At 68.1% G+C, this 26570-nt stretch carries 22 protein-coding genes and 1 tRNA gene; 11 read left to right on the top strand and 12 right to left on the bottom strand.

Annotated features, from left to right (window positions below; genetic code table 11):
- Positions 1-569, top strand: a 569-nt coding sequence (locus tag A5760_RS17065; protein ID WP_155764356.1) for an HNH endonuclease signature motif containing protein, incomplete at its 5' end; no start/stop codon positions are given.
- 275 nt (positions 570-844) lie between these two features.
- On the opposite strand, the gene A5760_RS17070 is transcribed toward A5760_RS17065, so the two are convergent.
- Positions 845-1792 (bottom strand): class I SAM-dependent methyltransferase, encoded by a 948-nt coding sequence (locus A5760_RS17070; protein ID WP_064882851.1) that lies wholly within the window; start codon positions 1790-1792, stop codon positions 845-847.
- A 2-nt stretch (positions 1793-1794) separates the two neighbouring features.
- Positions 1795-2745 carry a class I SAM-dependent methyltransferase gene (locus A5760_RS17075; protein WP_064882853.1) on the bottom strand — a complete coding sequence of 317 codons (951 nt, stop codon included), beginning with the start codon at positions 2743-2745 and terminating at the stop codon, positions 1795-1797.
- Between the two features lie 161 nt (positions 2746-2906).
- On the opposite strand from A5760_RS17075, the gene A5760_RS17080 reads away from it, so the two are divergent.
- Entirely contained in the window at positions 2907-5282 is a 2376-nt protein-coding gene (locus A5760_RS17080; protein WP_064882854.1) for a lysylphosphatidylglycerol synthase transmembrane domain-containing protein, read from the top strand.
- A 4-nt stretch (positions 5283-5286) separates the two neighbouring features.
- On the opposite strand, the gene A5760_RS17085 is transcribed toward A5760_RS17080, so the two are convergent.
- On the bottom strand, positions 5287-7920 hold the full coding sequence (locus tag A5760_RS17085) for a GH92 family glycosyl hydrolase (protein WP_064882856.1): 2634 nt from the start codon (positions 7918-7920) through the stop codon (positions 5287-5289).
- A gap of 199 nt (positions 7921-8119) precedes the next feature.
- Here A5760_RS17085 and A5760_RS17090 point away from each other — a divergent pair, with 199 nt between their 5' ends.
- Complete coding sequence (locus A5760_RS17090; RefSeq protein ID WP_064882858.1) at positions 8120-8803, top strand: LpqN/LpqT family lipoprotein; 684 nt, start codon at positions 8120-8122, stop codon at positions 8801-8803.
- Between the two features lie 41 nt (positions 8804-8844).
- On the top strand, positions 8845-9330 hold the full coding sequence (locus A5760_RS17095) for a hypothetical protein (protein WP_064882860.1): 486 nt from the start codon (positions 8845-8847) through the stop codon (positions 9328-9330).
- Between the two features lie 12 nt (positions 9331-9342).
- On the opposite strand, the gene A5760_RS17100 is transcribed toward A5760_RS17095, so the two are convergent.
- The 3 genes from A5760_RS17100 to galT form a co-directional block, all read right to left on the bottom strand.
- The gene (locus tag A5760_RS17100; RefSeq protein ID WP_064882863.1) at positions 9343-10032 is read right to left on the bottom strand and encodes a PAS and ANTAR domain-containing protein; all 690 of its coding nucleotides are present in this window, start codon (positions 10030-10032) and stop codon (positions 9343-9345) included.
- Positions 10033-10233: 201 nt separating this feature from the next.
- Positions 10234-11328 carry a galactokinase gene (locus tag A5760_RS17105; protein ID WP_064882865.1) on the bottom strand — a complete coding sequence of 365 codons (1095 nt, stop codon included), beginning with the start codon at positions 11326-11328 and terminating at the stop codon, positions 10234-10236.
- Complete coding sequence (galT, locus tag A5760_RS17110; protein WP_082279512.1) at positions 11325-12425, bottom strand: galactose-1-phosphate uridylyltransferase; 1101 nt, start codon at positions 12423-12425, stop codon at positions 11325-11327. Before galT ends, A5760_RS17105 begins: the two co-directional genes overlap by 4 nt.
- Positions 12426-12536: 111 nt before the next feature.
- On the opposite strand from galT, the gene A5760_RS17115 reads away from it, so the two are divergent.
- Together A5760_RS17115 and A5760_RS17120 are read left to right on the top strand one after the other, a co-directional pair.
- Positions 12537-14762, top strand: coding sequence for an FUSC family protein (locus A5760_RS17115; protein WP_064882869.1), 2226 nt, complete (start codon positions 12537-12539; stop codon positions 14760-14762).
- A 72-nt stretch (positions 14763-14834) separates the two neighbouring features.
- Positions 14835-16094, top strand: a complete 1260-nt coding sequence (locus A5760_RS17120; RefSeq protein WP_064882871.1) for a cytochrome P450 — start codon at positions 14835-14837, stop codon at positions 16092-16094.
- On the opposite strand, the gene A5760_RS17125 is transcribed toward A5760_RS17120, so the two are convergent.
- Positions 16091-16969 carry an alpha/beta fold hydrolase gene (locus tag A5760_RS17125; RefSeq protein ID WP_064882873.1) on the bottom strand — a complete coding sequence of 293 codons (879 nt, stop codon included), beginning with the start codon at positions 16967-16969 and terminating at the stop codon, positions 16091-16093. The two genes, A5760_RS17120 and A5760_RS17125, sit on opposite strands and share 4 nt — an antisense overlap.
- A 35-nt stretch (positions 16970-17004) precedes the next feature.
- Between A5760_RS17125 and A5760_RS17130 the strand changes: the two genes are divergently transcribed.
- The 3 genes from A5760_RS17130 (at position 17005) to A5760_RS17140 (ending at position 20753) form a co-directional block, all read left to right on the top strand.
- Positions 17005-17907, top strand: coding sequence for an NYN domain-containing protein (locus A5760_RS17130; protein ID WP_064882875.1), 903 nt, complete (start codon positions 17005-17007; stop codon positions 17905-17907).
- Positions 17908-18056: 149 nt separating this feature from the next.
- Entirely contained in the window at positions 18057-19286 is a 1230-nt protein-coding gene (locus A5760_RS17135) for a cytochrome P450 (protein WP_064882878.1), read from the top strand.
- Positions 19287-19391: 105 nt separating this feature from the next.
- Complete coding sequence (locus A5760_RS17140; protein ID WP_064882880.1) at positions 19392-20753, top strand: hypothetical protein; 1362 nt, start codon at positions 19392-19394, stop codon at positions 20751-20753.
- Between the two features lie 13 nt (positions 20754-20766).
- Here A5760_RS17140 and A5760_RS27595 read toward each other — a convergent pair whose 3' ends face one another.
- Positions 20767-20892, bottom strand: a complete 126-nt coding sequence (locus tag A5760_RS27595; RefSeq protein ID WP_269199195.1) for a hypothetical protein — start codon at positions 20890-20892, stop codon at positions 20767-20769.
- A gap of 34 nt (positions 20893-20926) precedes the next feature.
- Positions 20927-21427, bottom strand: a complete 501-nt coding sequence (locus A5760_RS17145) for a hypothetical protein (RefSeq protein ID WP_064882881.1) — start codon at positions 21425-21427, stop codon at positions 20927-20929.
- 117 nt (positions 21428-21544) lie between these two features.
- On the opposite strand from A5760_RS17145, the gene A5760_RS17150 reads away from it, so the two are divergent.
- Positions 21545-22519 (top strand): DMT family transporter, encoded by a 975-nt coding sequence (locus tag A5760_RS17150; RefSeq protein ID WP_064882883.1) that lies wholly within the window; start codon positions 21545-21547, stop codon positions 22517-22519.
- Positions 22520-22528: 9 nt separating this feature from the next.
- Here the strand turns inward: A5760_RS17150 and A5760_RS17155 are convergent, their stop codons facing one another.
- Positions 22529-23002 carry an LppA family lipoprotein gene (locus A5760_RS17155; protein ID WP_064882885.1) on the bottom strand — a complete coding sequence of 158 codons (474 nt, stop codon included), beginning with the start codon at positions 23000-23002 and terminating at the stop codon, positions 22529-22531.
- 95 nt (positions 23003-23097) lie between these two features.
- Complete coding sequence (locus A5760_RS17160) at positions 23098-25038, bottom strand: alpha/beta hydrolase (protein WP_064882887.1); 1941 nt, start codon at positions 25036-25038, stop codon at positions 23098-23100.
- Positions 25039-25278: 240 nt separating this feature from the next.
- On the opposite strand from A5760_RS17160, the gene A5760_RS17165 reads away from it, so the two are divergent.
- Positions 25279-26382, top strand: coding sequence for a methyltransferase (locus A5760_RS17165; RefSeq protein WP_419538253.1), 1104 nt, complete (start codon positions 25279-25281; stop codon positions 26380-26382).
- A gap of 41 nt (positions 26383-26423) precedes the next feature.
- On the opposite strand, the gene A5760_RS17170 is transcribed toward A5760_RS17165, so the two are convergent.
- Positions 26424-26507 (bottom strand) — tRNA-Tyr (locus A5760_RS17170).
- Between the last annotated feature and the right edge of the window lie 63 nt (positions 26508-26570).

The following is a 26570-nucleotide window of genomic DNA, read 5'->3' on the forward strand; positions in this document are numbered from 1 at the left end:
CGGCCCGCCGGCCACACGGGCAGCACACCACCGTGGTGGTGCATGTCGATGTTGAGCAGCGCGCTGCGGCACTGCATTTGGGTCCGCTGCTGACCGACGCCGAACGTCGTTACCTGACGTGTGATGCGACGTGTGAAGTCTGGTTCGAACGCCGCGGCCAGGTCATTGGTGCCGGCCGGGCGTCCCGGCTGGTCAACCGGCGGCTTCGCCGCGCGCTGGAGCACCGCGACCGCATGTGCGCGGTGCCTGGCTGTGGTGTCACCCGTGGTCTGCACGCCCATCACATCCGGCACTGGGAAGACGGCGGCCCCACGGAGTTGGCCAACCTGGTGCTGCTATGCCCCTATCATCACCGGCTGCACCATCGCGGCGTCCTCACCATCACCGGACCCGCAGACGACCTCATCGTCACCGACAACGCCGGCCGACCACTGAGCCCGGGATCGCTGGCGCGCCCACCAACTCAACCCCCGCCCGCGGTGGCGCCCTGCCCGGGACCTACCGGCGAGCGCGCCGACTGGTGGTGGTACGAACCCTTCCAACCCCAACCACCACCGACAAACAACTAGCTTGGCGACCGGGACCGGTCACTACCGGCGATGCGAAGCTTAAACACGTTGAGGCATCAACACATTCGCTCGCGCTACCGGCTGCCCACCGCGTCGTGGACATCGGGGCCGACGGTCAATCACGCACCGGCTGGTCGACGTGACCGGTTGATCCATGGCGTAAAGAAAGACGGCATCCGGCGACTCGTCGGCATCGAACTACAGGTCGAAGCCGATAACGCCGTTCGGCGGCCGCGCCGCCCTTGCGATCGCCGCGGCCGAGCTTGCGTCGGCGGCTAACTCGCCGTCCGTTGCGCTGCCACAAACAGATTCGCGGGCACATAGTCCCGGACCTCCTCGGGCGCCGCGCGCCCGTAGCCGGCCATCAGCTCGTCGGCCGGCGTCACCGTCACCTCCCAGCCGTGCCGGCCGAACCACTCGCCGACGTCCTCGCGTTCCTCGAAATACCAGAGCTCGTCGGTCCGGGGCACCTCGCGGTCCGGATCCACGCCGGCCATCAGCCCGCGGATCCGGTCCATCCGCTCACGGCGCTTGGCGCGGAACTGCGGGTCGAGGAAGGTCGGACCCAGCGCCTCCACGGCGACCCGGCTGCCGGGAACGGTCAGCCCCTGGATGCGGTCGAACAGCAGGTCCTGGGCGGTGGCGGGCAGATACGGCATCAGCCCCTCGGCCGACCAGACGCTGGGCGCCGACGCGTCAAAACCCGCCTGCCGCAACGCGGCCGGCCAATCCTGGCGCAGGTCCACCGGAACCGCGACCCGGTTGCAGGCGGGCTGCGCCCCATGCTCGGCCAACGTGGACGCCTTGAAGTCCAGCACCCGGGGCTGGTCGAGCTCGTAGACCGTGATGCCCGCCGGCCAGGGCAGCCGCCAGGACCGCGCGTCCAGGCCGGCCGCCAGGATCACCGCCTGGCGAATGCCCGCGCCGGCGGCGTCGAGGAAGAACTTGTCGAAAAACGCTGTGCGCGAGGCCATGTAGCCGACCATCGATTGCATCTGCAGCGGCAACGTCGGTTCGGCCTCGATGACCTCGTCCGGCAGCTGGCCCGCGGAGTGCCAGTTCCACACGCCGTCGCCCGCGGCGTCGAGGAACACCTGGGCGAACGGGTCTGTGATCAAAGGGTTTTCGTTGCGGGTTTCCGCCGCGCGGGCCGAAGCGACCCCCAGCGCGGTAGCCCCCACGCTTTCGGTGATCTCCCAGCTGTCGTTGTCGGTCCTCGCCATCCTCACTCCCTTCCCTTCCGCTGCGCCGCCACGAACCGCGTCTGCGGTGTGGCGTGGTCGATGTCTTGTGGTGGTCTGCGGTCGTAGCCGGCCATCAGTTCCGGCGCCGGGGTGACCGTCACGTCCCAGCCGTGCCGGCCCAGCCAGTCACCCACGTCTTCACGTTCCTCGAAGTACCAGAGGTCTTGCACGTCGGGAATGTCGCGGTCGGGCTCCAGTTCGGCCATCAGGTCGCGCACCCGCTGCATGGTCTGGCGCTGCCGGTCGCGGGCGCCCTCGTCGAGGAAGTCGGGTCCGGGCGCCTCCACGGCGATCCGGCTGCCTGGCGCGCTGAGCGCCTGTACCCGCTCGAACAACAGTTCCTGGGCGGCCGCCGGCAGAAACGGCAACAGCCCCTCGGCCGACCACACGCTGGGCGCTTCGGCGTCAAATCCGGCCCGCTGCAAAGCGGACGGCCAGTCGTGACGTAGGTCGACGGGAACGCTGACCAGCTCGCAGGTTGGCTGGGCGCCCTTGTCGCGCAGCGTCGACGCCTTGAAGTCCAGCACCCGGGGCTGGTCCAGCTCGTACACCGTGGTGCCGTCCGGCCAGGGCAGCCGCCACGCCCGCGAGTCCAACCCGGCCGCCAGGATCACCACCTGCCGCACGCCCGTGCCGGTGGCGTCGAGGAAGAACTGGTCGAAGAAGGCCGTCCGCGCGGCCATGTAGTCGACCATGCCCTGCATTCGCGGCTTGAGGTCCGGATCGATCTCGGCGATCTGGGCGGGCAGGTTGGGGGCCGCGAACCAGTCCCAAATGCCTTTCCCGGCGGCCTGCAGGAACACCCGCGCGAACGGGTCGCTGATCAGCGGGTTCTCGCTTTCGGTTTCCGCGGCCCGGGCCGCCGCGACGCCGAGCGCCGTCGCCCCCACGCTCTCGGTGATCTCCCAGCTGTCGTTGTCCGTCCTGGCCACGCCGGTGCCTCCCAAATTCGCTAGCACGCCTACGTACCCGACCCTACGCGCGCCGGATGAGTGGGAGCTGTCAACGGACCGGGTATTGAGTTAACTTGTCGGCGGGCCGTTTAGCAGGTCGAAAGCACGGTGTCAGCGCGAATCCGAAGGATCGTTAGTACATGCGAGTTGAGGGGCGCGACATCGTCGTCTCCGGCAACTTGCTGCAGCCGTTGACCCGGCGGACCAACGACATCCTGCGGCTGATGCTGGCGTTGCTGTTCCTGGCGGTGGTGATCACGGGTTCGGTGATCACCCGCCCGCAGTGGATCGCGCTGGAGAAATCCGTATCGCAGATCGTCGGCGTTTTGTCGCCGACGCAATCCGATGTGGTGTACCTGATCTACGGATTGGCGATCGTGGCATTGCCGTTCATGATCCTCATCGGCCTGATCGTCGCCGGGCAATGGAAACTGCTGGGCGCGTACGCCAGCGCGGGGTTGAGCGCGATCGTCTTGCTGTCGATCAGCGGCACCGGCCTTGCCGCGCCGCGGTGGCACTTCGACGCCCTCGACCGGCTGACCACGCTGCCGGCGCAGTTGCTCGACGACCCTCGGTGGATCGGGATGCTGGCGGCGGTGCTGACGGTTTCGGGTCCCTGGCTGCCGGCGCGCTGGCGGCACTGGTGGTGGGCGTTGCTGCTGGCCTTCGTCCCGATCCATCTGGTGGTCAGCGCCATCGTCCCAGCGCGCTCGTTGGTCGGTCTGGCGGTCGGGTGGGTCGTCGGCGCGCTGGTGGTGCTCGTCGTCGGCACTCCCGCGCTGGAGGTCCCGCTGGACGCCGCGGTGCGCGCCCTGGCCAAGGCCGGCTTCGCCGTCTCGCGCCTCACCGTGGTCCGGCCGGCCGGCCGCGGCCCGCTGATTCTTTCGGCCGACGGCGAACATCTCGGGGAGACGGCGCTGATCGAGCTGTACGGCCCGCATCAACGCAGCGGCGGGGCGCTGCGCCAGGTGTGGGGAAAGCTGCGGCTGCGCGACGCCGAGACCGCGCCCCTGGTGACTTCCATGCGCCGGGCCGTGGAGCATCGCGCGTTGATGGCGATCGCGATCGGTGACGCGGGCCTGGCCAACACGGCGACGGTCGCCGTCGCCTCGCTGGACCGGGGGTGGATGCTCTACTCGCACCGGCCCCCTCGCGGCACACCCATCGATGAATGCGCGAAGACGACTCCCGTTGGCCGGCTGTGGGAGTCGCTGCGGGGCCTCAACGACCGCCAGATCGCCCACGGGGACCTGCGCAGCCACCAGATCACGGTGGAGGACGACACCGTGATGTTCGGCGGGTTCGGCAGGGCCGAATACGGAGCGACCGACGCCCAACTCCAATCCGACATCGCGCAGCTACTGGTGACCACCTCCGCCCTCTACGAGCCGACGTCCGCGGTGCGCGCGGCAATCGAGGTGTTTGGCAAGGACACCATCCTGAGCGCCTCCCGCCGACTCACGAAAGTCGCTGTGCCGCGATACATTCGACGTTCGGTCCCGGACGCCGGTGCCGTCATCTCCGGTGCGCGGGCCGAAGTCAAGCGCCAAACCGGCGCCGATCAGATCAAGTCCCAGACCATCACCAGGTTCACCCGCAGCCAGATCGTCCAGCTGGTGCTCTTCGGCGCGCTGGTCTATGTCGCGTACCCCTTCATCAGCACGGCGCCGACGTTCTTCTCCCAGCTGAGGACCGCGAACTGGTCGTGGGCGCTGCTGGGCCTGCTGGTGTCGGCGCTGACCTACGTCGGGGCGGCCGCCGCGCTGTGGGCCTGCGCCGACGGCATGGTGAACTTCTGGATGCTGTCAATCGCCCAGGTGGCCAACACCTTTGCCGCGACCACCACTCCGGCGGGCGTCGGCGGGCTGGCACTGAGCACGCGGTTCTTGCAGAAGAGCGGCCTGTCGGCGATGCGAGCGACCGCGGCGGTAGCGTTGCAGCAGTCGGTACAGGTGATCGCGCATCTTGCGCTGCTGATCTTGTTCAGCGCCGCGGCCGGCGCCTCGATGAACCTGCGGCATTTCGTCCCGAGCGCGACGCTGCTGTACCTGATCGCGGGGATCGCGCTGGGCATCGTCGGCACGTTCCTGTTCGTGCCCACGCTGCGCAAGTGGCTGGCGACCGAGGTGCGCCCCAAGCTGAACGAGGTGGTGACCGACCTGGTCAAGCTCGCCCGCGAACCGAGGCGGCTCGCCCTGATCCTGCTGGGTTGTGCGGGCACCACCCTCGGCGCGGCGCTGGCGTTGTGGGCCAGCATCGAGGCCTTCGGTGGCGGAACGACTTTCGTCGCGGTCACGGTGGTCACCATGGTCGGCGGCACGTTGGCGTCCGCGGCGCCCACACCCGGCGGTGTCGGGGCGGTCGAGGCGGCGCTGATCGGTGGCCTGGCCGCGTTCGGCGTGCCGGCGGCCGTCGGTGTGCCGTCGGTCCTGCTGTACCGGATGCTGACCTGCTGGCTACCGGTGTTCGTCGGGTGGCCGGTGATGCGGTGGCTGACCACCAACGAGATGGTCTGAGGGCCTAGTTCCCGGATTCGGTCTGCGCGTCCACGAGAACCGTTGAAGTGCGCACGCTTTGGCCGACCGTGGTGGTCAAAGACACCAGGTAATAGTCCTCGGGCACCGACTGCGCGACGGTGATCGGGACGGTGACGCTGGCCGATCCGTCGGCGGCGAATCGACCCGACGCCGGCTTCACGCCGATCCCGACATCCGACGAGGTGCCCGTGACGGCGTAGCCGTCGGCGCCGTCGGTCATGCGTTGCGCATCGAGGGTGACGGTGCCGGTGTGCCCGGGCGTGATCGTCACGACGGGTTGATCGACGTTGACGGCGACCGCCGAACTGCCCGCCCCGAAAGACGGCGGCGCATCCGCTTCGGCTGTGCCCCAATGCTTGTCGGGATAGGCGGCCAGCGAGAAGGCCAGCGTACCGCCGGTGCGGATGATCGACTCGGGCAGCGAGGTGCGGTCGGTGGCCTGGCCGTCGACCTTCAGGCCGCTGATGTATTTGAGGTGGTGCGGTCCGGAGGCGCCCGGGGCGGCGATCCGGATGGATTTGTTTGCGGGCAGCGCGATTTCGATGCGGTCGAATAGCGGCGCCCCCACGGTGAGGATCGGCGTTGCGGGGGTGGCCGGATACAGGCCCAGCGCCGCCCACACGTACCAACTGGCCAGCGCCCCCAGGTCGTCGTTGCCCGGCTCGCCGTCGGCGGTCGGAGCGAAGAGCCCGCGCACCCGGTCGACCGTGCGCTGCGTCTTCCAGGGTTGGCCGATGTAGTTGTACAGCCACGGCACACCGAAACTCGGTTCGTTGCCGGCCCACAGGTAGGGCTGGTTGGGTCCGACGTTGAGCTTGTCGGTGAAGCGGTCGAGCCGGTCGGCCACGGCCGCGCGTCCGCCGAGCGCGGTCACCAGGCCCGCGACATTGTGCGGCACCGACCAGACGTACTGCTCGGCGTTGCCCTCGTCGTACCCCACCTGGCCGAAGTTTTCCGGGGCCACCACAAACCCGGGGCCGCGCCGGAAGTAGCCGGTCCAGCTGCGCGGCACGATGTATCGGGTGGTCGGGTTGAACAGGTTCTGCCAGTACTGCGCCCGGTTCGCGAATTCGGCCGCGGTCGCGGCATCGCCCAGCGAGTCGGCGAATCGGGAAATGGCAAAGTCGTCCACCGACCACTCGAGGGTGATGGACGCGTCGGCGATCCAGCCGTTGCGGCCGAACTCCAGCGTGAACGGCGCATAGCCCAGCCGTTGGTAGGTGGCGATGCCGCGGCGCTCCACGTAACCGCCTAGGCCCACACCACCTTTGGTCGCCCCATCCACCATGTAGCGCAACGCCGTTTTCGCGTCGAAGTCGTTGGCGCCGAAAGTGTTCAGGTTCACGATCAGCGGTACCACGCTGTCCCCACTCATCTCGCCGGTCGTGGCGTTGGCGAACGCCCACCGGGGCAGCGCGCCGCTCTGCTCGGCGTCGTTCACCAGCGATTGGGCCATATCGCTAGCCCGGTCCGGGAACAGCAACGCCTGCAGCGCGGCCAGGCACCGGTAGGTGTCCCAGTCGGAGAAGTTGGCGTATTGCGTGTGGCCGGCGGCCACCGTGTGGATGGCGCCGTCGAACCCGACGTAGCGCCCGTCGGCGTCGTTGAAGATGTTGGGGTGCAACAGCGATCGATACAGGGAGGTGTAGAAGGTGGTCAGGTCGTCGACGTTGCGGCCGGCGACCGACACGCGCGACAGCGCTGCGTTCCATTCCTTCGACGCGGCTTCGCGAACGTCGTCGAAGCCCGCCTCGCCCTCGGCCGCCAGGTTCGCCCGCGCCCCCTCGATGCCGACGTAGGAGATCGCGGTGCGGACCTGCAGCGTCGAGCCGGGCGGGAACTCCACATACCCACCGCTGTAGGGCGCGTTCGCGCTGCGGGAGCCGGCGTAAACCGCACTGCCGTCCCAGGATCCGTACGAGGTGAAGGGCTGGCTGAACTTCATCGCGAAGTACACGGTGTAGGCGTTCGGCTTGTCGCAGAATCCGCCGCTGGTGGCCCACCCGGTGATGGTGGTGTTGTCCTCCCCGATCTGAATGGTCGCGCGGGAGTTGCCCGCCAGCGACGAGCCGGAGCGCACCTGGAACAGCGCGGGCCGTCCGTTGCGCGGGTAGCTGAAACGCCCGACGCCCGTGTGCGCGGTGGCGGTGAGTTCCGCCTTCACCCCGGTGCCGGTGAAGCGCACCGTGTAGTAGCCGGGCGTGCCCTGCTCGGTGTCGTCGTGGGCGATCCGCTCGGTGGCGTTCCAGGGTTGCGGGCCGACTTCGCCGGTGACCGGCAGCATCGAGATGTCGCCGAAGGCAGCGCATCCCACCGAGGCGTGGGTCATGCTGAATCCGCTTGCTCGCGGGTTGTCGTAGTTGTAGCCGGCGTAGTTGCCGGCGGTGTCCGGCGAATACTGCACCATCCCGAACGGCACGGTGGCGCCCGGGAAGTTGTTGATCTCCCCCACCGTCTCGCCGCCCGTCCCGGTGCCGATGAGGGTCGCGACGTGGTCGACGGGATTGGCCACGAACAGGGGCGGGCCGTCGTATCCCCTCGGCGGCGCCGCCGCGATGAAGACCATGAAGACGGCCGACGCCGCGATGACCGCAATGAGGGCCCGCCGCGACCGCATACCTGTCTAATACTGGATAACGACTGCATGACGGCGTATTCGGGTGGCGTTTTGGCCGACGAATTGGATAACGATCGGCGGATAGCCGGGCGCCGTCAAAAGGTCCAAAAGATACCGGCAAAGTTGCAGATCATTTCGGCTACTGTCATTCCAGCTTGGCTGGCGCTGGTACCGGCCTTAATTTTCGGGAGTTTGATTAATGAAACATTTGACCCTAGCAACTATCTCCGTGGCGCTGAGTTTGGCGCTGGTCGGTTGCGGCAACGACCACAAATCCGGTGACAAGACTTCGACGTCCACATCCAAATCGACGACAGCGTCAACTTCTACGTCTGGGTCATCGCCAACAAGCGCGGCGCCGGCGGCGAAAGCCAAGTACACCATCGCCGACTACGTCAAGGACAACAACATCTCCGAGACGCCCGTGCACCACGGCGATCCGGGCCCGAACGTCGACCTGCCGGTGCCCGCGGGCTGGCAGCTCAACCAGAATTCCGGCACCTCCTACGGCGGCATCGTGCAGAGTCAGCCGGCAAATCCCTTCGATCCGCCCACCGTCTCGGCGCTGTTCTCCAAGCTGACCGGCAATGTCGACGCTGCGAAGATCCTTCAAGCCGCCCCGGGCGAGGTGCAGAATTTGCCCGGATATGACGGGCCCGGTGACGGTTCGGCGGCCACACTCGGCGGTTTCCAGGCCTGGCAGCTGGGCGGCACGTACCAGAAGGGCGGCAAAACCCGCGTCATCGCGCAGAAGACGGTAGTGATCCCCAGCCAGGGCGCAATCTATGTGCTCCAGCTCAACGCCGAAGGCCTGGAAAGTGACCAACTGCCGTTGATGGACGCCACCCACACCATCGACGACCAGATCACCATCACCGGCTGAGTTTCTAGGCCGCGGGGCCCGGTTGGCTCTACGGTGAACGCATGACAGAGCAGTCGTATGCGGTGGACGCCGGGCACCCACCGTCGGCGCTGATGCGCCTGGTCAACCCGATGATGGGATTCTTGCTGCGCAGTCCGCTGGCCGGCCTCGCACGCAAGCAGTTCATGGTGTTGAGTTTCACCGGCCGCAAGACCGGACACCCGTATTCAATTCCGTTGAGCGCCCATCAGATTGATGATCAGCTCTACGCGCTGACCGGCGCTGGATGGAAGCAGAACTTCCGCGACGGCGCCCCCGTCCAGGTGGTGTACGACGGCAAGTCGACGCCGATGCGCGGTGAGCTCATCCGCGACCGGGGTGTCGTCTCGGATCTGTTGTTGCGCTGCGCCGAGTCCTACGGAGTTCAGCGCGCACAACGCATGATCGGGCTGAAGTTTCGCGACCATCGCATACCGACGCGCGATGAGTTCGCCGAGGCGGTCGGTCGGCTGCATCTGGGCGCGGTCCGGCTTAGCCCGGTGGAGTAGAACCGAGCTCGCTCAGCCGGCGTCGTCGCCGGTGCCGGGAGGCCGCAGGTGCGCTTCACGCAGGCGCTGGTCGAAGCGCGAGCGCGCGGTGATCACCTCTTTGCCGAGCGCCGCGAAGTCATCGGCGATCCGTTGGGCCAGCAGTCCGAGCTTCATGTTTCCCGACTGGGACAGCGTCTTGAGCATGTTGAACGCGGCGTCCTCGTCGATGCCGTAGATCAGCATCAGCATGCCTTTGGTGCGGTCGATCACGCCACGGCGCCCGGCGATTTCAGCGACCTTCGCGCTGATGGAATCCTCCCGGCTGCGGGCGGGCGCCGGCGCGAGTTCGATGTAGAAGCCGTGGGTGCCGACGACTTTCCCGGCGTCATCGCAGAATGTGTCGCCCACCACGAGGACATGGTGAATCATTCCGCCGGTGTCCACGATGCGATGCCGGGTGGAAAACGCCTGACGGCGTCTGATCATGTCGTTGATGCCGTCGGTCACCTGGGGACGATCGGCCGGATGCTTGTGCGACAGCACCAGTTCGGTGGTGGGTGTCACCGTGCCCGGTTGGTAGCCGTGCATGCGCTGGACCTGGTCGGACCACACCCAGCGGTGGCCTTCGAAGTAGAAGCGGAACCAACCCGCGCATTGCGGGGTGGCGCCGGCCAGCCCCCGCTCGATCGCTGCGGCTTGGCCTTCTAAATTCCAAGCCACGGCGAACGTTTCGCGTCGACGGCGATGAAATTGGCGGCAGGCATCGGTAGCGATGGCACACCAATCGCTACTGCCCGGACGGGAAAACCCGTGCTGCACATGCAGGAGTGAGATACCCCCATGGGGGTTCACGTTACATTTAGTGACCAGCGGTCATCGGCAGAATGGCGAAATTGCCGGGCAAGTAAATCCGGGCGCCGGTCAGGCAGGCCCCGCGCCCGCGGCCGCGCGGCTCCGGGTGACGGTCGGCCGCTCGAAGCCGGCGTCGATCGCGGCGCGCTGCACCGCCTCGCCGATGTTCTCGGTACGGTCCAGCGGTACCAGGGCGATCACGCAGCCGCCGAAGCCGCCGCCGGTCATCCGCGCTCCCAGCGCGCCCGCGCGCACCGCGGTGCCGGCGATCAGGTCGATGCGTTCGGTGGTGATCTCGAAATCGTCGCGCATGGAGGCATGCGAGGCGGTGAAAATCTGCCCGGCTTCGGGGTAGTCCGAATTTCTCAGCGCCGCAACGCAGTCGATGACCCGCTGGTTTTCGCTGAGCACGTGACGGGCGCGGCGGGCGTCGACGGGGTCACGCATGGCCGACAGGTCGGCGGACCCGCGATCGGCGGCCGCCCGCAGCGACGACGCCGACAGGTCTGCGGCCGCCCGCTCGCAGGACGCGCGCCGTGCCGCGTAGTCGCCGCCCGCGTGGCTGTGCCGCTCCCGGGAGTCGATCAGCAGCAACGCGACGCCCGCGGACTCCGGGTCGAATACCACCGGTGTGACGGTGAGGTCGGCGAAGTCGATCAGCACCGCCGTCGCGTCCCGGCCGAAAAGCGCGGCGAGCTGGTCGAGCAAACCCGTTGGCGCGCCCACATACTCGTTCTCGGCCCGCTGGGCCAGCCGGGCCTGCTCCTTGCCGTCGATGCGGACGCCGGCGGCCGAGGTGATCGCGCCCAGCGCCGCGCATTCCAGCGCCGCCGAGGACGACAGGCCCGATCCCATTTCCACGTCGCTGGTGATCGACATGGCGCCGCCGGGCACCGGGTGACCGCCCTGGCGCAGCGCCCACACCACCCCGGCAACATAGGCCGCCCAGCCGGTCACCTCACCGGGAGCGGTGCCGATCCGGACCCGCACCGGGGCGTCCGCACGGTCGCTGACCACGGTGATCGCATCGTCGTCGGTGGGCGTGAATGTCGCGACGGTGCGCTGCGGTAATGCGATGGGCAGCGCGAAACCCAGGTTGTAGTCGGTGTGTTCGCCGATCAGATTGATCCGCCCCGGTGCGGCGTAGCGGATCGACGCGGTCATTGGGCGAGGTCCCGCAACAGCTGGGCCACGCTTTCCGGCGTGACGTCGCCGATGAAGGCGTCCATCGCCGATTCGGAGGCCGCCAGGTACTTGAGCTTGGTGGCGCTGCGCCGGATGGACATCAGTTCGACGTGGAAGTAGCCCTCGGCCTGGGCGGCGGTGTCGGCGTACTGGTGCAGCGCCGAAATGTAGGGCAGCGGCGTGGAATACATCCGGTCGAACCGGCCGAGCACGTCGAGGTACACGCCCACGAACGCATCCATCTCGTCCTCGTCGAGTTCGGTCAGGTTGCGCACGAACCGGTTCGGGTAGATGTGCACCTCGACCGGCCAGCGCGCCGCGAACGGCACGAACGCGGTGAACAGCTCGTTGCGCGCGACGATGCGGCTGCCGTCGGCGACCTCACGGGCCAGCAGATCGCCGAACAGGTTGCTGCCGTGCCGGTTTCGATGCTGACGAGCTTGCTTCAGCATGGTGGCGGTGCGCGGGGTCAGATAGGGATAGCCGTAGATCTGCCCGTGCGGATGGGTCAACGTCACCCCGATTTCGTCACCGCGGTTCTCGAAACAGAACACCTGCTCGATGCCCGGCCTGGCCATCAGGTCGGCGGTGCGATGCCGCCACGCCTCGACTACCAGCCGCGCGTGCGCCGGCTCCAGCTGGGCGACGGACCCGGTGTGGTCGGCGGAGAAGCAGATCACCTCGCAGCGGCCGTGCCCGGGCGCGGTCACGAAGCCATCCTCGGCGGGCACGGGCGCCGAGGCGGGCAGCGACGGCAGCGCGCCGGACAGGCTGGGAAATCGGTTCTCGAACACGACGACGTCGTAGTCGGCGGCGGGCACCTCACTGGTCAGTCCGGTCGGGCCCGGGCACAGCGGGCACGCCTCCGGTGGCGGCTTGTAGGTGCGGTCCTTGCGCAGCGCCGCGATGATCACCCACTGCCCGGTGGACCTGTCGAACCGCAGCTGCGACTGCGCGGTGGGCTCGTGCGCCGGCAGCGGCCTGCGGTCCTCGACCGGCGCTGGGCAATGACCGGGCAGCGCGAAGAACAGCAGGTCACGACCGTCAGCCAGCTTCGCGAGCGTCGGCGGGGTCACGATGTCGAAGACTAGCTTGGTCGCCGCGTCGCGGTTCGGGTAACCATTGTTGAGTACGCGCAAGAGAGGCGGTCTCCGATAACTGTTCTTTACGAACGCGCCCGCAACTGGGTGATCGGTTCCGATCCTGGCTTGCTTCGGCTGCGAATGGCCGCTCGGACGACCGCCGCGCTCGGCCTCTCCCTGCTGGCGCTCTTCATCCTCACCAGGGCGACGGGACAACCGCTGACCGTCGCCCTGCTGGGCGTCGTCATCACCATGGTCGCGTCGCGCTCCGTCAACGAACCCGACCCGCACCAGCAGCGGATCACCATGGCGCTGCTGCCCCTTCCCGCAGCGGCATCCATCACCGCCGCCGCGGTGCTGGCGCCGCACACGGTGGCCAGCGACGTCGTCTTCGTGATCGTCGTGTTCACCGCGGCATACATCCGGCGCTACGGGGCGCGGGGCAGGGCGCTGGGCATGGTCGCGTTCATGTCTTACTTCTTCACGCTGTATCTGCGGGCCCGGATCGCGGAGCTGCCCTGGATGATCGGGGCGGTCGCGGTGGGCACCGTGTGCACGTACGTGATGAGCGCCTACGTGATGCCCGATCGGCCCGAGCGGGTGCTGCGTGCCACCATTCGGGCGCTACGGGCCCGGATGGCGATCGTCCTCGACACCACCGCCGAGGCGGTGCGCACGGGCCGCCTCGACGAACGGCGGCGCCGCCGCATGCGGACCCGCACCATCCGGCTCAACGAGACCGCCCTGATGGTGCAGAGCCAGATCGAAGACAAGGCCGACCCCGGCACCCTGTGGCCCGGCGTCACCGCCGAACAACTCGCCCCCTGGCTGCTGGACGCGGAGCTGTCCATCGAATGGGTCGCCACCGCAGGCCGGCGGGCGGCCGTCATCGCTTGCGAGGACCCCGATTCCATGCCCGCGCCCACCCGGGTCGCCCTCGTCGATGCGCTCACCCAACTGTCGCGAGCCATCCGGCTTCCCGAACCCGACGGGTTGCGCCGGGCCGCCGACTGCGCGCAGCGGCTGCTCAACGATCAGAGCCAGCCCGCTGCGGACCCGGCGGGTGACGACGAGGGCAGCGCGGCCGTGCGCCGCCTGGCGCTGGCGATCATCAACGCCGCGTCGTCGACGTCCGACGTGCGGGCGATCGTCGACCGGGTGGCCGCCGGCCGGCCCCTCGACGACGGCGACGGTGGGCGCCCCCAGCCACCCGAGGACGCCGTCCCCGATGAGGCCGCCGAGGACGAGCCGGCCACCGGGCTGCGGCCGACCACCCGGCAGGCCATCCAGGTCTCCGTCGCCGCATCCCTGGCCATCGTCGTCGGCGAACTGGTCTCGCCGGCGCGCTGGTATTGGGCCGTGATCGCGGCGTTCGTCATCTTCGCCGGCACCAACTCCTGGGGCGAAACCCTGACCAAGGGCTGGCAACGCCTGCTCGGGACGCTGCTCGGCGTGCCGTGCGGCGTGCTGGTGGCCACGCTGCTGACCGGCCACAAGACCGCCGCGCTGGCCGGCATTTTCGTGTGCCTGTTCTGCGCCTTCTACTTCATGGCGGTCACGTACAGCCTGATGACCTTCTGGATCACCACGATGCTGGCGCTGCTGTACGGCCTGCTCGGCCAGTTCTCGTTCGGCGTGCTGATGCTGCGGATCGAAGAGACCGCGATCGGTGCCGTCATCGGGGCGACCGTCGCCGTCGTGGTGCTGCCGACCAACACCAGAACGGCGATCCGCAGCGACACCGGTGCCTTCTTGACGAGCCTGTCCGGCCTGATCGAAATGTCCACCGCGACCATGTTCGGCGAGGAGGACAGCGCCAGCCCGTCGGAGCAGGCGCGTCAGCTCGATCGGGACCTGCAGCAGTTCCGGGTCACCGCCAAGCCGTTGCTGGCCGGCGTCGCCGGACTTGCCGGCCGGCGCAGCATCCGGCGCGCGCTGCGGATCTTCACCGCCTGCGACCGTTACGGCCGCAGCCTGGCGCGCAGCGCCGAGCAGTACCAGGATCCCGTCGGGTCACCCTCGCTGGCCTCCGAACTGGCTCATGCGTTTTCGGCGGCCGCGGCCCAGACGCGACGCAACATCGACGCGTTGCAGGAAGCCATCGAGGGCGGACACGCGCCCACCCTGGTCTCGGCGACCGACGATCTCGACGCCGCCGAGACGGTGGCCCGGCAACAGGACGGCGACGGCCGCGGCAACACCAGCCCCGATACCCGGCGCTTCCTCACCGCGGTGCACGCGCTGCGCCAGATCGAGCGCGCCGTCATCACCGCGGCCACCAATCTCGGTGGGCGCGAAAGCGTCAGGACGGCCAGCCCCGCGTCACGCTGAAGATTTGCTAGGCGATCCGAACGCGCGCGGCTACCATCTTGCTAACCGCCGCCGGAGTCGAGGAGATATCCCATGGCGACACCGAACCTCCCGCCAGGCTTCGATTTCACCGACCCCGACATCTACGCGCATCGGCTCCCCGTGCAGGAGTTCGCCGAAGTGCGCGCCACGGAACCCATCTGGTGGAACGAGCAGCCCCTCGATCAGGGAGGCTTCGGCGACGGCGGTTACTGGGTGGTGAGCAAGCACCGCGACATCCGCGAAGTGTCGCTGCGCAGCGATGTCTTCTCGTCGGCCACCAAGTCGATCGTGCCGCGCTATCGAGAAGACGTGGCGCATGGGCAGATCGAGGCGGGGCGGGCCTCGATGATCATGATGGACGACCCCGAGCACGGCCGGCTGCGCAAGATCGTCTCGCGTGGTTTCACGCCTCGCGCGGTCGAACGGTTGCGCGCCGAACTCACCGAACGGGCGCGATGCATCACCGCCGACGCCGCCGCGCACGGGACGGGAGACTTCGTCCGCCAGGTGGCATGCGAGCTTCCCCTGCAAGCCATTTCGGGGCTGCTCGGTGTACCGGCGGAGGACTACGACAAGCTGTTCGACTGGACCAACAACATGATCGGCACCGACGACCCGGAATTCGCCGCCCATGACGCGCTGACGTCGGCGGGCGAATTGATGTGGTACGCCATGCAATTGGCGGCACGCAAGGCCGAGGACCCCGGCCCCAGGGATCGGGACATCGTCACCACGCTGATCGAGGCCGATTCCGAGGAGCAGCGACTCTCCGACGCCGAGTTCGGCATGTTCGTGGTCACGCTCGCCGTGGCCGGCAACGAGACGACCCGCAACTCGATCACGCAGGGGATGATGGCCTTCACCGACCATCCGGACCAGTGGGAGTTGTTCAAGACACAGCGACCGAAGACCGCTGCCGACGAAATCATCCGCTGGGCCACCCCGATCACGGCGTTTCAGCGCACCGCGCTGGTGGACACCGAACTCGGCGGCGTGCACATCAAGAAGGGCCAGCGGGTGGTGCTGTTCTACCGGTCGGCGAACTTCGACGAAGAGGTCTTCGACGACCCGTTCACGTTCGACATCCTGCGCAGCCCCAACCCGCACGTCGGATTCGGCGGCACCGGAGCGCATTACTGCATCGGCGCCAACCTCGCCCGCATGACGATCGACCTGATGTTCAACGCGATCGCCGACCACATGCCCGACCTGCGTTCGGCCGGTGACCCCGAACGGCTGCGGTCATCCTTCATCAACGGCATCAAGCACTGGCAGGTCGACTACCGCGGAACGTGCCCGGCGGCGGGCTAGCCCGGCCCGGACACCTGCGGGCTCTGCGTATCGCGGCGCTCGCCCGCGGCGATGAAGTCCTCGATCAGCTCCACCACCCGGCTGGGCGCCTCCACCTGTGCGAAGTGACCCACATCGGGCAGCACCTCGAGTCTCGCGTCCGTGCGCGCCTCGTGCGCGGCGTAGGCGTGAGCGACCGGAATGATGCCGTCGCGCTCCCCCCAGATCGCCATGACCGGTAGCTCCTCGCGCAGCCGCAACCGGTTGAGCGCGCTGACCGCCTGTCCGCGGTAATCGACGACCGATCGCAGCGTCTTCAGGAACGACTGCCGGGTTTCGGCATCCGACAGTGACGAGTACGCGCTCCAGAGCTCGGCGCCGCGCGGCGACTGGACGCCGGCGCTTCGCAGCCAGGACCGCAGCGTGTTGCCGAGGGACAGCACGGGAGGCGGGGCGATGATCGGCAACACCAGCTCCGCGCCGGGCGCCGAGAGCAGCCGCAGCACCCAACCGACGTCGGGACCCAGGCCGCCGCTGCTGATCAGGATCAACCGCTGGGCGTAGTCGGGGTGCTGGTAGACGAACTGCATCGCGACCCCACCGCCGAGCGAGTGACCGACGACGGTGGCGTGGCTGACGCCGAGCTCGTCGAGGAAATCGCGAAGCCACACCGCGAACGCGCCCAGCGAGTAGTCCGTGCGGGGTTTCGCCGAGTCGCCGTGGCCGAGCAGGTCCGGGGCGATGACCCGGAACTTCTTCGCCAGCGGCGGGATCACCGCCCGCCAGGTCTCCGAGCTGCCTGCCATGCCGTGGATGAGCAGCAGGACCTCCCCCTCACCCTCGTCGCGGTAGGCGACGCGATCGCCGTGCAATTCGAGAACCTTCACCTCATTCATGTGGGTCTGGGTACCCGCTTTGGCCCTGCTCAGCAATGATCAATGGCATGACCGAACCGGTTTCGACCCGAGTGGCCGTCTACCTCGACTTCGACAACATCGTGATCTCCCGGTACGACCAGATCCACGGTCGGAATTCGTTCCAGCGGGATAAGGCCAAGGGGCTCGAGCAGCACCCCGAGCGGCTGGACCGGGCGACGGTCGACGTCGCCGCGATCCTCGACTTCGCCTCGTCCTTCGGGACCCTGGTGCTCACCCGCGCCTACGCCGACTGGTCGGCGGATATCAACGCCGGGTATCGCCACCAGCTGGTGGCCCGCGCGGTCGACCTGGTGCAGCTGTTCCCGGCGGCGGCCTACGGAAAGAACGGCGCCGACATCCGGTTGGCCGTGGACGCGGTCGAGGACATGTTCCGGCTGCCCGACCTGACGCACGTGGTGATCGTGGCCGGCGACTCCGACTACATTCCGTTGGCCCAGCGCTGCAAGAGGCTCGGCCGGTACGTGGTGGGCATCGGGGTGGCCGGCGCGTCGAGCCGCGCGCTCGCGGCCGCCTGCGACGAGTTCGTCATCTACGACGCGCTGCCCGGGGTTCCGGTGCCCGAACCGTCGCCGTCCGACGGGGAGGCGGCCAAGCCGAAGAAACGAGCCACCCGGGCCAAGTCGACCACGCGGGACGAGCCCGACGAGCAGCCCGACCCGCAGGCCGCCGCCACCGCGCTGCTGACGCGGGCGCTGCGGATCGGTCTGGAGAAGGACGACGTCGACTGGCTGCACAATTCCGCCGTGAAGGCGCAGATGAAGCGGATGGATCCGTCATTCAGCGAAAGGTCTTTGGGATTCCGCTCATTCAGCGATTTCCTGCGCTCGCGCTCCGATGTCGTCGAGCTGGACGAGACGTCGACGACGCGGAAGGTGCGACTGGCCGCGCACGACTGAGCAGCGCCGCGGGAGCCAAGGCAATGCATTTTCTATTTGGTGTATGGCGCTCGCGCCGACCGGGGGCCGATATCGTTGACACTCCCCCGCGCCGGCCATACATTGTCTGAAAGTCGTCCGCAGCCTTCTGCGGAACCAAGGAGACCGTCATGACCGTCGGTGCCGCTCCCCCAAGCGTTTTCGAGGCAGATCTGCCGACGCTTTCGTACGACCCCGAGGAAACACCCGCGCAGGTCTATCCGCGGCTGCGGGAGGCGCAGCGGCGGGCCCCCGTCGCAATCGGACCGCACGGGCCCGAGGTGCTCTCCTACTACCTGGTCCGTTCCGTCCTTCGGGATGCCCGATTCCACATCCCGCCCGGCATCAACCTGCTCGCCCAGGGCATCGACTCGGGCCCGCTGTGGGACAAGGTCGCCAACAGCCTGCTGTGCCTGGAGGGCGACGCGCACCATCGGCTGCGCAGCCTGTGCTCCAAGGCGTTCACCCCGCGGACGGTCGCGCGCCTGCACGACACCATGGCCGGCGTGATGAACGAGTTGGTCGATCAGGTGGCCGACGCGGGCCAGTGCGACGTCGTCATCGACATCGCACGCCCCTACCCCGTGCCGATCATCTGCGCGCTGCTCGGCGCGCCCCGCGAGGATTGGCAACAGTTCTCGTTGTGGGCCGACGACGTGTTCAAGGCCTTCAGCTTCACCGTCGACCTCCGCGAGGTCGAGCCGGTCGTGATGCGCGCGTGGCGCGAGCTCGATGACTACGTCGACGAGATGGTCGAGCGCCGCCGGCACAGTTTGACCGATGACCTGCTTTCGGACCTGATCCGCGCCGAGGACGAGGGCGACCGCCTGGACGCCGCCGAGCTGCGCATGCTTGCCGGTGGCCTGCTGCTGGCGGGGACGGACACCACCCGCAACCAGGTGGCCGCCTCGGTGCAGGTGCTGTGTGAACACCCGGAGCAATGGGAGCTGCTGCGGCAGCGGCCCGAGCTGGCGATGCGTGCCGTCGAGGAGACGATGCGGCACTCGCCGATCGCGTGCGGCACCCTGCGCCTGGTGGTCGAGGATGCCGAGCTCGACGGCTACTCGTTCCCCGCCGGCACCGCGGTGTTGGTGAATACCTTTGCGGCCAACCGTGATCCGGCGGTGTACGACGACCCCGACCGTGTCGACATCACCCGCGATGCAGCGCCACCCATCCTGACCTTCGGCGGCGGCGTGCATTACTGCCTGGGCGCGAACCTGGCCAGGCGGGAGATCGCCGAAGCGCTGAACGTCCTCGCGAACCGGCTGGCAAACCCGCGCATGGCCGGGACGGCGCCGTGGAAGCCGATGGTGAGCCTGAGCGGGCCGAAGAGCCTACCCATCGAGTTCGACCGATAGGTATCGCCGGCGCCCGCTGTGACAAAGGCCGCTGTGCGCCCGAGTCGCGGTCGCATCGGGGCGGCTTTACGCTCCTTGGTTACACGAACTTAACGGGGGATTTCAATGCGCGCAGCCTGGGTGCATGCGACCCGGCACCGCCTGTTCACCTACGGGCGTGCCGCGGTCGCGGCGGTCGGCTGCCTGGCCGTCGCGTCCTGTTCGGAGACCGCGGCGCCGCCGGCGCTCACCCCCACCACCTCGACGGCGGTCCCGAAAACCAGCGCCCGCGCCGCTTCCCCGCCCGCCCCGATAACCGGCCCGCTGGAAAAGGACTGGAAAAGCTACGGCGGAACGGCGTATTTCGGTTGCCCGGAGAAGTTCTCGGCCGGCAAAACGGCGCTCGAGGACATCCGGCCGAAGATCTTCGACCCGAAGAGCGGGCAATACGTCGCGCCCGCCATCCCGGCGATCCCGGCCGGGCAGAACCTCACCGGCGGCATCTGCGCGCTGACCGGCACCGCCGACGACATCAAGGTCGTGTACGTCGTCACGTCCGTCAAGCCCGCGCAGGCCCCGTCCCCCGAAGTCACCACGACCACCGCCTACGTGTTCGACTCCAAGTCGGGCCAGCAGGTGGCCACCAAGGAGCTGCTGCCGCCCGCCCCCGACCTGAAGCCGGCCGCGCCGAAGGATTGGGGGCTGGCCTCGACCGCCACGGGCGTGGCGTGGCTCAACGCGTTCACCGACGGCCACGGCGCCGCATCGCCGCCGCGCACCGTGGTCCTGTCCGGCGGCGACCTGTCGATGATGTGGAACGACCCGCAGCCCGGCCGGGTCTGGCAGGACGTGCTCGCGTTCCAGCGCAACACCGAGCCCGGTAAGACATCCGGCGCCGAGCTGCGCCGGCCCAGCGGGGAAGCGATCTACCAGGACAACGACGTGCAATCGGTCGACGCCGAATTAACCGACGGCCCAAACAAACTGGTGAAGATCACGCACTTGGATTCGTACAACCCCCCGGTGCTGTCGACGATGTTCTACGACCTCAACGCCAAGTCGGTCATCAAGATCGGCGATTCCGACCGGATCTCCGGCGGCGGGCTGACCGCGGCGCTGTCCGATGGGAAACTGTTCGTCGACGGCCACGGGTCGGACACCTCCCAATTCGGCTTCGGCGTGTGGAACCTGCGCAGTCAGCAGTGGGACTTCCAGAAGAGCCGAGACGACGCCAAGAAGATGTCGATCGCCAAGCTGGCGTTTTTCGAAGACCACCTCTACATCACCGGCACCGGTGGGACATTCTCCGTAATCGCCTTGCCCGCAACCGATCCCGTCGCACCGAACTGGTCGCTACGCCCCTTCGAGCGGATCTCCGGATGGACCCTGGTGTGCCGAGGCGAGACCGCGCCGGGGTCCAACGGCGAGTGCAAGGAGATCGTCATGGTGCAAGACCAGGACGGCCACTACCCCGGGCCCTGGTTCTGAGGTTGGTTCGCGCTCAGAACAAGCCGAGAGCCTGCGGGACCGTGTAGAGGCCGATGGTCACGAAACACAGTGCGCGGGTGAGGTGTTTGCGCAGCCCCCGCATGCGCCACTGCTCGGGCAGCGCCCTGGCCTCCGGCATACCGGTCAGCCTGCACCCCACCTAGCGCGATCCCTCAAGCATCTTCACTGGCAACGCTTTTCGCCCTGATAGCGGCGAGCGCGGCGCAGACCACCAGCACGGCGGTGGCCGCGGCCTCGGCCATCAGTGCGCCGGAGTTCACGAACTCCCGGTCCGCCAGCCCCGAGGCCCCCATCTCGTGCTTGGTGCCGTCGACCAGCAATGCCGGATACAGCCAGCACAGGACGGCGGTGACGAATGCGACCGCAGCACAGGCGCATGCGACGAGGCCGAGCCAGCGCGCCCGCGCTGCGGCCAGCAACGTGGCCGCGGCCGCGATCGCGGCGATCAGCACGATCCAACCCGGCGTGCTGTTCACCATGCCGCTGAGCAACGGGCCATAGTGACCGGCATCCTCTCCGTCGTATATGCCGAGACCATTCCACCGGATGGGAAAACCCAAGTGGCTCAAGTCGATCCAGGGCAGCAGCGTCAGCGCCGCTGACACGATGGCCGCGACGACCCCGACTATGGTGAATACCTTGCTACGCAGCATGTTTCCTTTCGATCGACCGATCGGGACGAACTTCCCGCCGGCCCCAGGGTAAGGCGGGACGGGCCGGCGCCGAAAGAGCGAGTTAACTCCGCCGAGGTCAGGGGTACCCCTCGGGGCATGGGGTGGGTGACGACGCACGCGGTTGCGATCTTCTCGGCTTTGCTTTCCGCTTTCTGGGCTGCGGTGGGCATCGTGGTCCGCCAGCGGGCCACCCAGCGCGTTCCGGGTGATGAGGCCATGTCCGCGGCGATGGCGACGACGCTGGTCCGCCAGCCGCTGTGGTGGGCGGGGACGTTTGCCGCGGTCGCCGGCTACGCGTTTCAGGCCATGGCGCTGGCCCACGGGTCGCTGCTGCTCGTCCAGCCGCTACTGGTGTCGTCGCTGCTGTTCGCGCTGCCGTTGAGCGCCGCGCTGTGCCACCAGCGCATCAGCCGGGTCCAGTGGGGCTGGGCGATGCTGCTGACGGCCGCGCTGGCGGTCTTCCTGCTGGTGGGCCAGCCCCGCGAGGGCCACAGCCGTCCCCCCATTCCGGCGTGGACGCTGGCGCTGGCGATCACCGTGCCGTCGGTGATCGCCTGCGTCATCGCGGCCCACCGCGCCGCGGGCCGGGTGCGGGCGTCGCTGCTGGGCGTCGCGGTGGCGATCCTGCTCGGCATGATCGCGGTCGTCACGAAGGTCTGCACCCACCGCTACTCGGTCGGCGGATGGCATGCGCTCATGACCGTCCCCGCCCCGTATGTGCTGGTGGCGCTGGCGGTGACCGTGACCGTGGTGCAGAACTCCGCGTTCCACGCCGGCGCGCTGCAGGCGTCGGTACCGATCATGCTGGTGGGCGAGCCGGTCGTCGCAGTCCTGCTCGGGGTGGTCGTGCTCGGTGAGCACCTGGCGGTGGGCGGCCTGACGGCGCTCGTCCTCGCCATCGCGGTCGCGGCGATGGCGGCGGCCACGGTCGCCCTGGGCCGCAGCCAGGCGATCGAAAACGCCGACGCCCCGAATGAGGAACCCGGCGTGTGCCCGGGCCGGGACGAGGCCACCCTGGCGGCCGTCGGAGCGGGCGGCAGGCCCGCGGGCGGGCACGATCGCCTCGAGTGAGGCCCGAAGCTATTTCTTGTCGCGCGGCAACCGACAGCCGGTGTAGCCCGACACGACGAGGTTGCCCCGGTAGCCGACCTTGATGAAGATTCCGGTCGGGCCGTAGAAGCCCACGTCGTGGTTCCCGGGGTTGTCGTGCATGACCTGCACGTCGGTGGCGTCCAGCTTGGCGGCCGCCTGTTTGGCGGTCTCCTGGATGCTCGCCCACTGCTGCTCGGAGACCGCGACATTGGCGGCCACCTCGTCGGGGAGGAAGTAGCCCCGTCCGTCGGTCTGATCGTAGGGTCGCTCGCAGCCCAGGCCCGAGCCCTCATGCGGGGTCTCCCAGGTGATCGAGGGTATCAATTTGCTTGTGGCCGAAGTGATTTCGTTCATCGCGGCCTGCACCTGGGTTTGGGTGTCCTCGAACGACGGCAGGGACTTCAGCGTTGCCAGGGCCTTGGCGGCGTCGGTGGACGGGGTCGGTTCGTGGGGCTGATTCACGTGGCATCCTGTTGCGGCTAGTGCGGTGGCGGCCACGGCGGCCAAGATCAGTCCGTGCCGCCGCCGTCTCGGGGTGCTCGTTATTCGATTGTTCGTCACTTCTGCGGAACCGCCTGATCTCCCAGTCCGGCCAGTACGGCCGCGATGTTGAAGTTGGTCGTCCTGGTACCGCCGCCGTCGGGGAAGCGGGGGTAGTCGCTGTGCCCGTGCGCGTCACCCAGGGTGAGGGTGCCACCATGCCCATCGGGCACCGTGGCGGCCCCGGTCGCAAGGTGAGTGAAGTTGGGGTTGGTGGCCGGATTCGGCCCGAAGTGGCCGGCGCCGCTCGCGTCGGCCGCGCCCAGGACGGTTTCGGCCAGGGTGCTCAACGGCGGCGGCAGGAACGGGGCGACCGTGTGGGCGATGGCGGGGCCGTCGTAGGTCCACTGGATCGGGTCGTCGGGGGTTTCCATGGCGAACACATGCCCGGGCTGCAGGTGGAGCTGCTGCGGCGTGGACGCTTCGATGCCGGGCGATCCGTAGAACAGAGCCCGCGAGACCCCGTGGTCGCCGGGCTCCTGCAGGGCCAGGCCGGTGGTCAGCGAACCGTAGGAGTGGCCGATCGCGGTGAGATCGGCCGGGCCCCCGTGGTGGGTGGCCTGAATCCCGTCGTAGAAGCCGGCCAGGTCGTGGGCACCGGCCCTGGCGATGTCGTCGTGGCTGACACCCCAGCCGCCGGCCAGCGACTTGCCGAGGTCGTCGAAGCCGGGCACCTGCGGCGGGTCGTACCCGATCCAGGCGATCGCCGAGACGGTGTCGTGTTCGTGGCCGGGAGCCAGGCTCAACTGCCGCAGCGCTTCGCTTCTGAGCCGGGTCGCCTCGTCCGACATGCTGCCGATGGCACCGTGCACCGTGGTGTTGAGGCCGGGCACGGTGACCGACACGTGAGTGGACGTGTCGGGATCGCCGACCGCGATCGCGGCGCGGGCCTGCTTGCCGGTCTTGGTGTCCAGCAACATGAGTTTTCGATCCGGGCTCATCTTGACGGCCTTGTCGACGGCTTGGAGGTCCGGCAGGTATTTGGCTCCGTTGCGGGCGGCATCGTATTGGCGTTGCCACGCCTCATACGCCAGGCGATCGTCGAAGATCGCTCCCGGCTCGTTGGGCGGCGGAATGTTCTTGCCTTGCGCCCAATCCGGATGCTGGGCCTTGAGCGCGTCGGCCTGGGCGGCGGCGGCCTGAGCGCCGTTCAACTCGGTGGCCAGAGTGAGCCGGTTGTAATGATCCCGGTCCACCGTAGGCATCCCATTGTGGTTGCCGATGTACGGATTGTGTTGGTACTCGGCGTCTTTCTGCGCCGGCGTGAGCGAGCTCCACACTTGCGCGAATTGCTTGGGGTCGTCGGGCAACGGGGGCAACGCCGACAGCGGGCCCTCCACGGCCTGGATGGCCGCGGGGTCATAGCCGTCGCCGTGTAGGGCTCCGAGGGCGTTCTGCAACGTGTTCGAATAGCCGTCGCGCGTTGCCTGCAGCTGGCCCAGCGCGGCTTTGGTGTCGCGGATCGCGTCGTCCTCACACCTGGCGATGAGCGCTTCGAGCGCATCGATGTCGGCCGCCGTGAGGTTATCGTCGTCCTCCATTTCGTCGGCTTCGCCGATCAGATCATCGAGCTCCTGCAGCTGGGCCTCCAGCGCGGCGATCTGTACTGCGGCGGCCTTTTGCGCCTCGGCCAGCGCCGCGGCGATGCCTTCCAGGTCCGCCCCGATCTTGGGCAGCTGCAACGACTGCGCCCCAAGCGATTTCGTCACCCGCTGCACCTCGTCGGAGTCGTTGATCGGATGGCCGCCGTCCTGGTGGTTCCAGGCGGCCTCGAAGCGGGTGCGGGCCTGCTCGAACGCGTTGTTGGTCTCCGCCGTGCATCGGCCCGCGCGGAGAAACGCCCCGGCCAGATTGGAGATCTGCAGCGGGCTGCCGGCTTGCAGGCTTTGGTTGATCGCCCACGGGTCACCACCGGCTGCGGCGATCAGCGCCGGGATGCTGAGGTAGCGAAGCTGCATGGGATCCTCAGCCGCTCCCCCGACCGACACCCATCGGCCACCCCTTCCACGCTTGGGCAAAGGTTACCGCCGCAGATTCGCCAATCAACTCAGCCGCGACGGACACCACCGGTGTGTTGCCGACGACGGGTCTATCGTGACCAGTCGTATCCACTAGACCGGAAACGGCACCGCCCGAGGCTTTCGGCCTCAACATGAGAGCAGATCGAGCGCGAAAAGCTCGCCGCGGAAAGGAAAACGATGCCGCCGCAGCCACCGACATCAACGCCGAAGTTGCCGCCCGCGCGGGTGGCTCGGGCGGTCGAACGAGTCCGTCATCACGTGGGGCGTCTATACCAGCGACTGGCACCTCCGCCGATCGCGCTCATCGACATGATCTTTGGGGCCTTTCTGTCGCAGGCCATCTCGGCATCCGCGCAGCTGGGTATCGCCGACGCGCTTGCTGCGGGCCCGTTGACCAAGGAGGAGCTGGCGTGCCGCGTCGGGGCCGACCCGGACAGCGTGGCGCGGCTGATGCGGTTGCTGATCAGCCGCGGTGTGTTTCGCCGGTGCCGCGACGGCCGTTTCGCGCTTAATGCGTTGGCCGACACGTTGCGCACCGATTCGCCGATCTCGATGCGTGGGGCTGCCCTATTCTTTGGCTCGCCGCAGCACCGGGCGAACTGGACGCGGCTAGCCGATGCCGTGCGCACCGGAGAGCCGAACCCACCAAAAGTGTTCGGAAAGGACTTGTTCGGCTATCTCCGCGACGACTCCGAGTTCGCGGAGATCTTCAACAGCGCCATGACGTCCACGTCGGCGGTGTTGGAGGCGGCGGTGGTCGCGGCATACGACTTCAGCAACTTCGGTGTCATCGCCGATATCGGTGGCGGCCACGGCCGCTTACTATCATCGCTTCTCGCCGCCGCCCCCGATGCCCGCGGCGTGCTGTTCGACCTCCCCGAGGCGGTCGAAGGAGCGCCGCCGCTATTGGCCGCGCACGGTGTCGCCGACCGAGTCACGGTAACGGGCGGATCGTTCTTCGAAAGCGTGCCGTCCGCTGATGCCTATGTGATGAAGAACGTCATCCACGACTGGCCCGACGACGAAGCCATCGCGATACTCAGCACCATCAAAGCCGCTGCCCCGCCAGGTGCGAGGCTGCTGCTGCTGGAGATGGTGATCCCGGATCATGACCGCGAATTCCTTGGCCACTTTGCCGATATGGAGATGCTGGTGATGGCGGGTGCACTGGAACGCAGCCGCACGCAGTGGACCCACCTACTTGAGCGTGGCGGCTTCCTGCTGCAGCGCGTGGTGCAGACGGCAGGGCCGCTCTGCGTCATCGAAGCCGTTCCCGGCTAGGAGGCGCCCGTCGACACGACCGGGCAAAGCTCCTGATCTGGTGGTGGCAGGTACAGGATTCGAACCTGTGAAGCTTTCGCGACGGATTTACAGTCCGCTCCCATTGGCCGCTCGGGCAACCTGCCGCCAGACAGGTTACAACGAGCGAGTAGACAAAGCACAAACGCCTATCACCGAGTGAAGGGACG

This window comes from Mycobacterium colombiense (assembly GCF_001665835.1).
Classification (GTDB): Bacteria; Actinomycetota; Actinomycetes; order Mycobacteriales; family Mycobacteriaceae; genus Mycobacterium; species Mycobacterium colombiense_A.

Coding starts and splice junctions, on each gene's coding strand:
- A5760_RS17070 (WP_064882851.1), bottom strand. CDS start 1,792: ATGGCGAGGACCGACAACGACAGCTGGGAGATCACCGAAAGCGTGGGG.
- A5760_RS17080 (WP_064882854.1), top strand. CDS start 2,907: ATGCGAGTTGAGGGGCGCGACATCGTCGTCTCCGGCAACTTGCTGCAG.
- A5760_RS17085 (WP_064882856.1), bottom strand. CDS start 7,920: ATGCGGTCGCGGCGGGCCCTCATTGCGGTCATCGCGGCGTCGGCCGTC.
- A5760_RS17090 (WP_064882858.1), top strand. CDS start 8,120: ATGAAACATTTGACCCTAGCAACTATCTCCGTGGCGCTGAGTTTGGCG.
- A5760_RS17095 (WP_064882860.1), top strand. CDS start 8,845: ATGACAGAGCAGTCGTATGCGGTGGACGCCGGGCACCCACCGTCGGCG.
- A5760_RS17105 (WP_064882865.1), bottom strand. CDS start 11,328: ATGACCGCGTCGATCCGCTACGCCGCACCGGGGCGGATCAATCTGATC.
- A5760_RS17120 (WP_064882871.1), top strand. CDS start 14,835: ATGGCGACACCGAACCTCCCGCCAGGCTTCGATTTCACCGACCCCGAC.
- A5760_RS17125 (WP_064882873.1), bottom strand. CDS start 16,969: ATGAATGAGGTGAAGGTTCTCGAATTGCACGGCGATCGCGTCGCCTAC.
- A5760_RS17130 (WP_064882875.1), top strand. CDS start 17,005: ATGATCAATGGCATGACCGAACCGGTTTCGACCCGAGTGGCCGTCTAC.
- A5760_RS17135 (WP_064882878.1), top strand. CDS start 18,057: ATGACCGTCGGTGCCGCTCCCCCAAGCGTTTTCGAGGCAGATCTGCCG.
- A5760_RS17140 (WP_064882880.1), top strand. CDS start 19,392: ATGCGCGCAGCCTGGGTGCATGCGACCCGGCACCGCCTGTTCACCTAC.
- A5760_RS27595 (WP_269199195.1), bottom strand. CDS start 20,892: ATGCCGGAGGCCAGGGCGCTGCCCGAGCAGTGGCGCATGCGGGGGCTG.
- A5760_RS17145 (WP_064882881.1), bottom strand. CDS start 21,427: ATGCTGCGTAGCAAGGTATTCACCATAGTCGGGGTCGTCGCGGCCATC.
- A5760_RS17150 (WP_064882883.1), top strand. CDS start 21,545: ATGGGGTGGGTGACGACGCACGCGGTTGCGATCTTCTCGGCTTTGCTT.
- A5760_RS17160 (WP_064882887.1), bottom strand. CDS start 25,038: ATGCAGCTTCGCTACCTCAGCATCCCGGCGCTGATCGCCGCAGCCGGT.
- A5760_RS17165 (WP_419538253.1), top strand. CDS start 25,279: ATGCCGCCGCAGCCACCGACATCAACGCCGAAGTTGCCGCCCGCGCGG.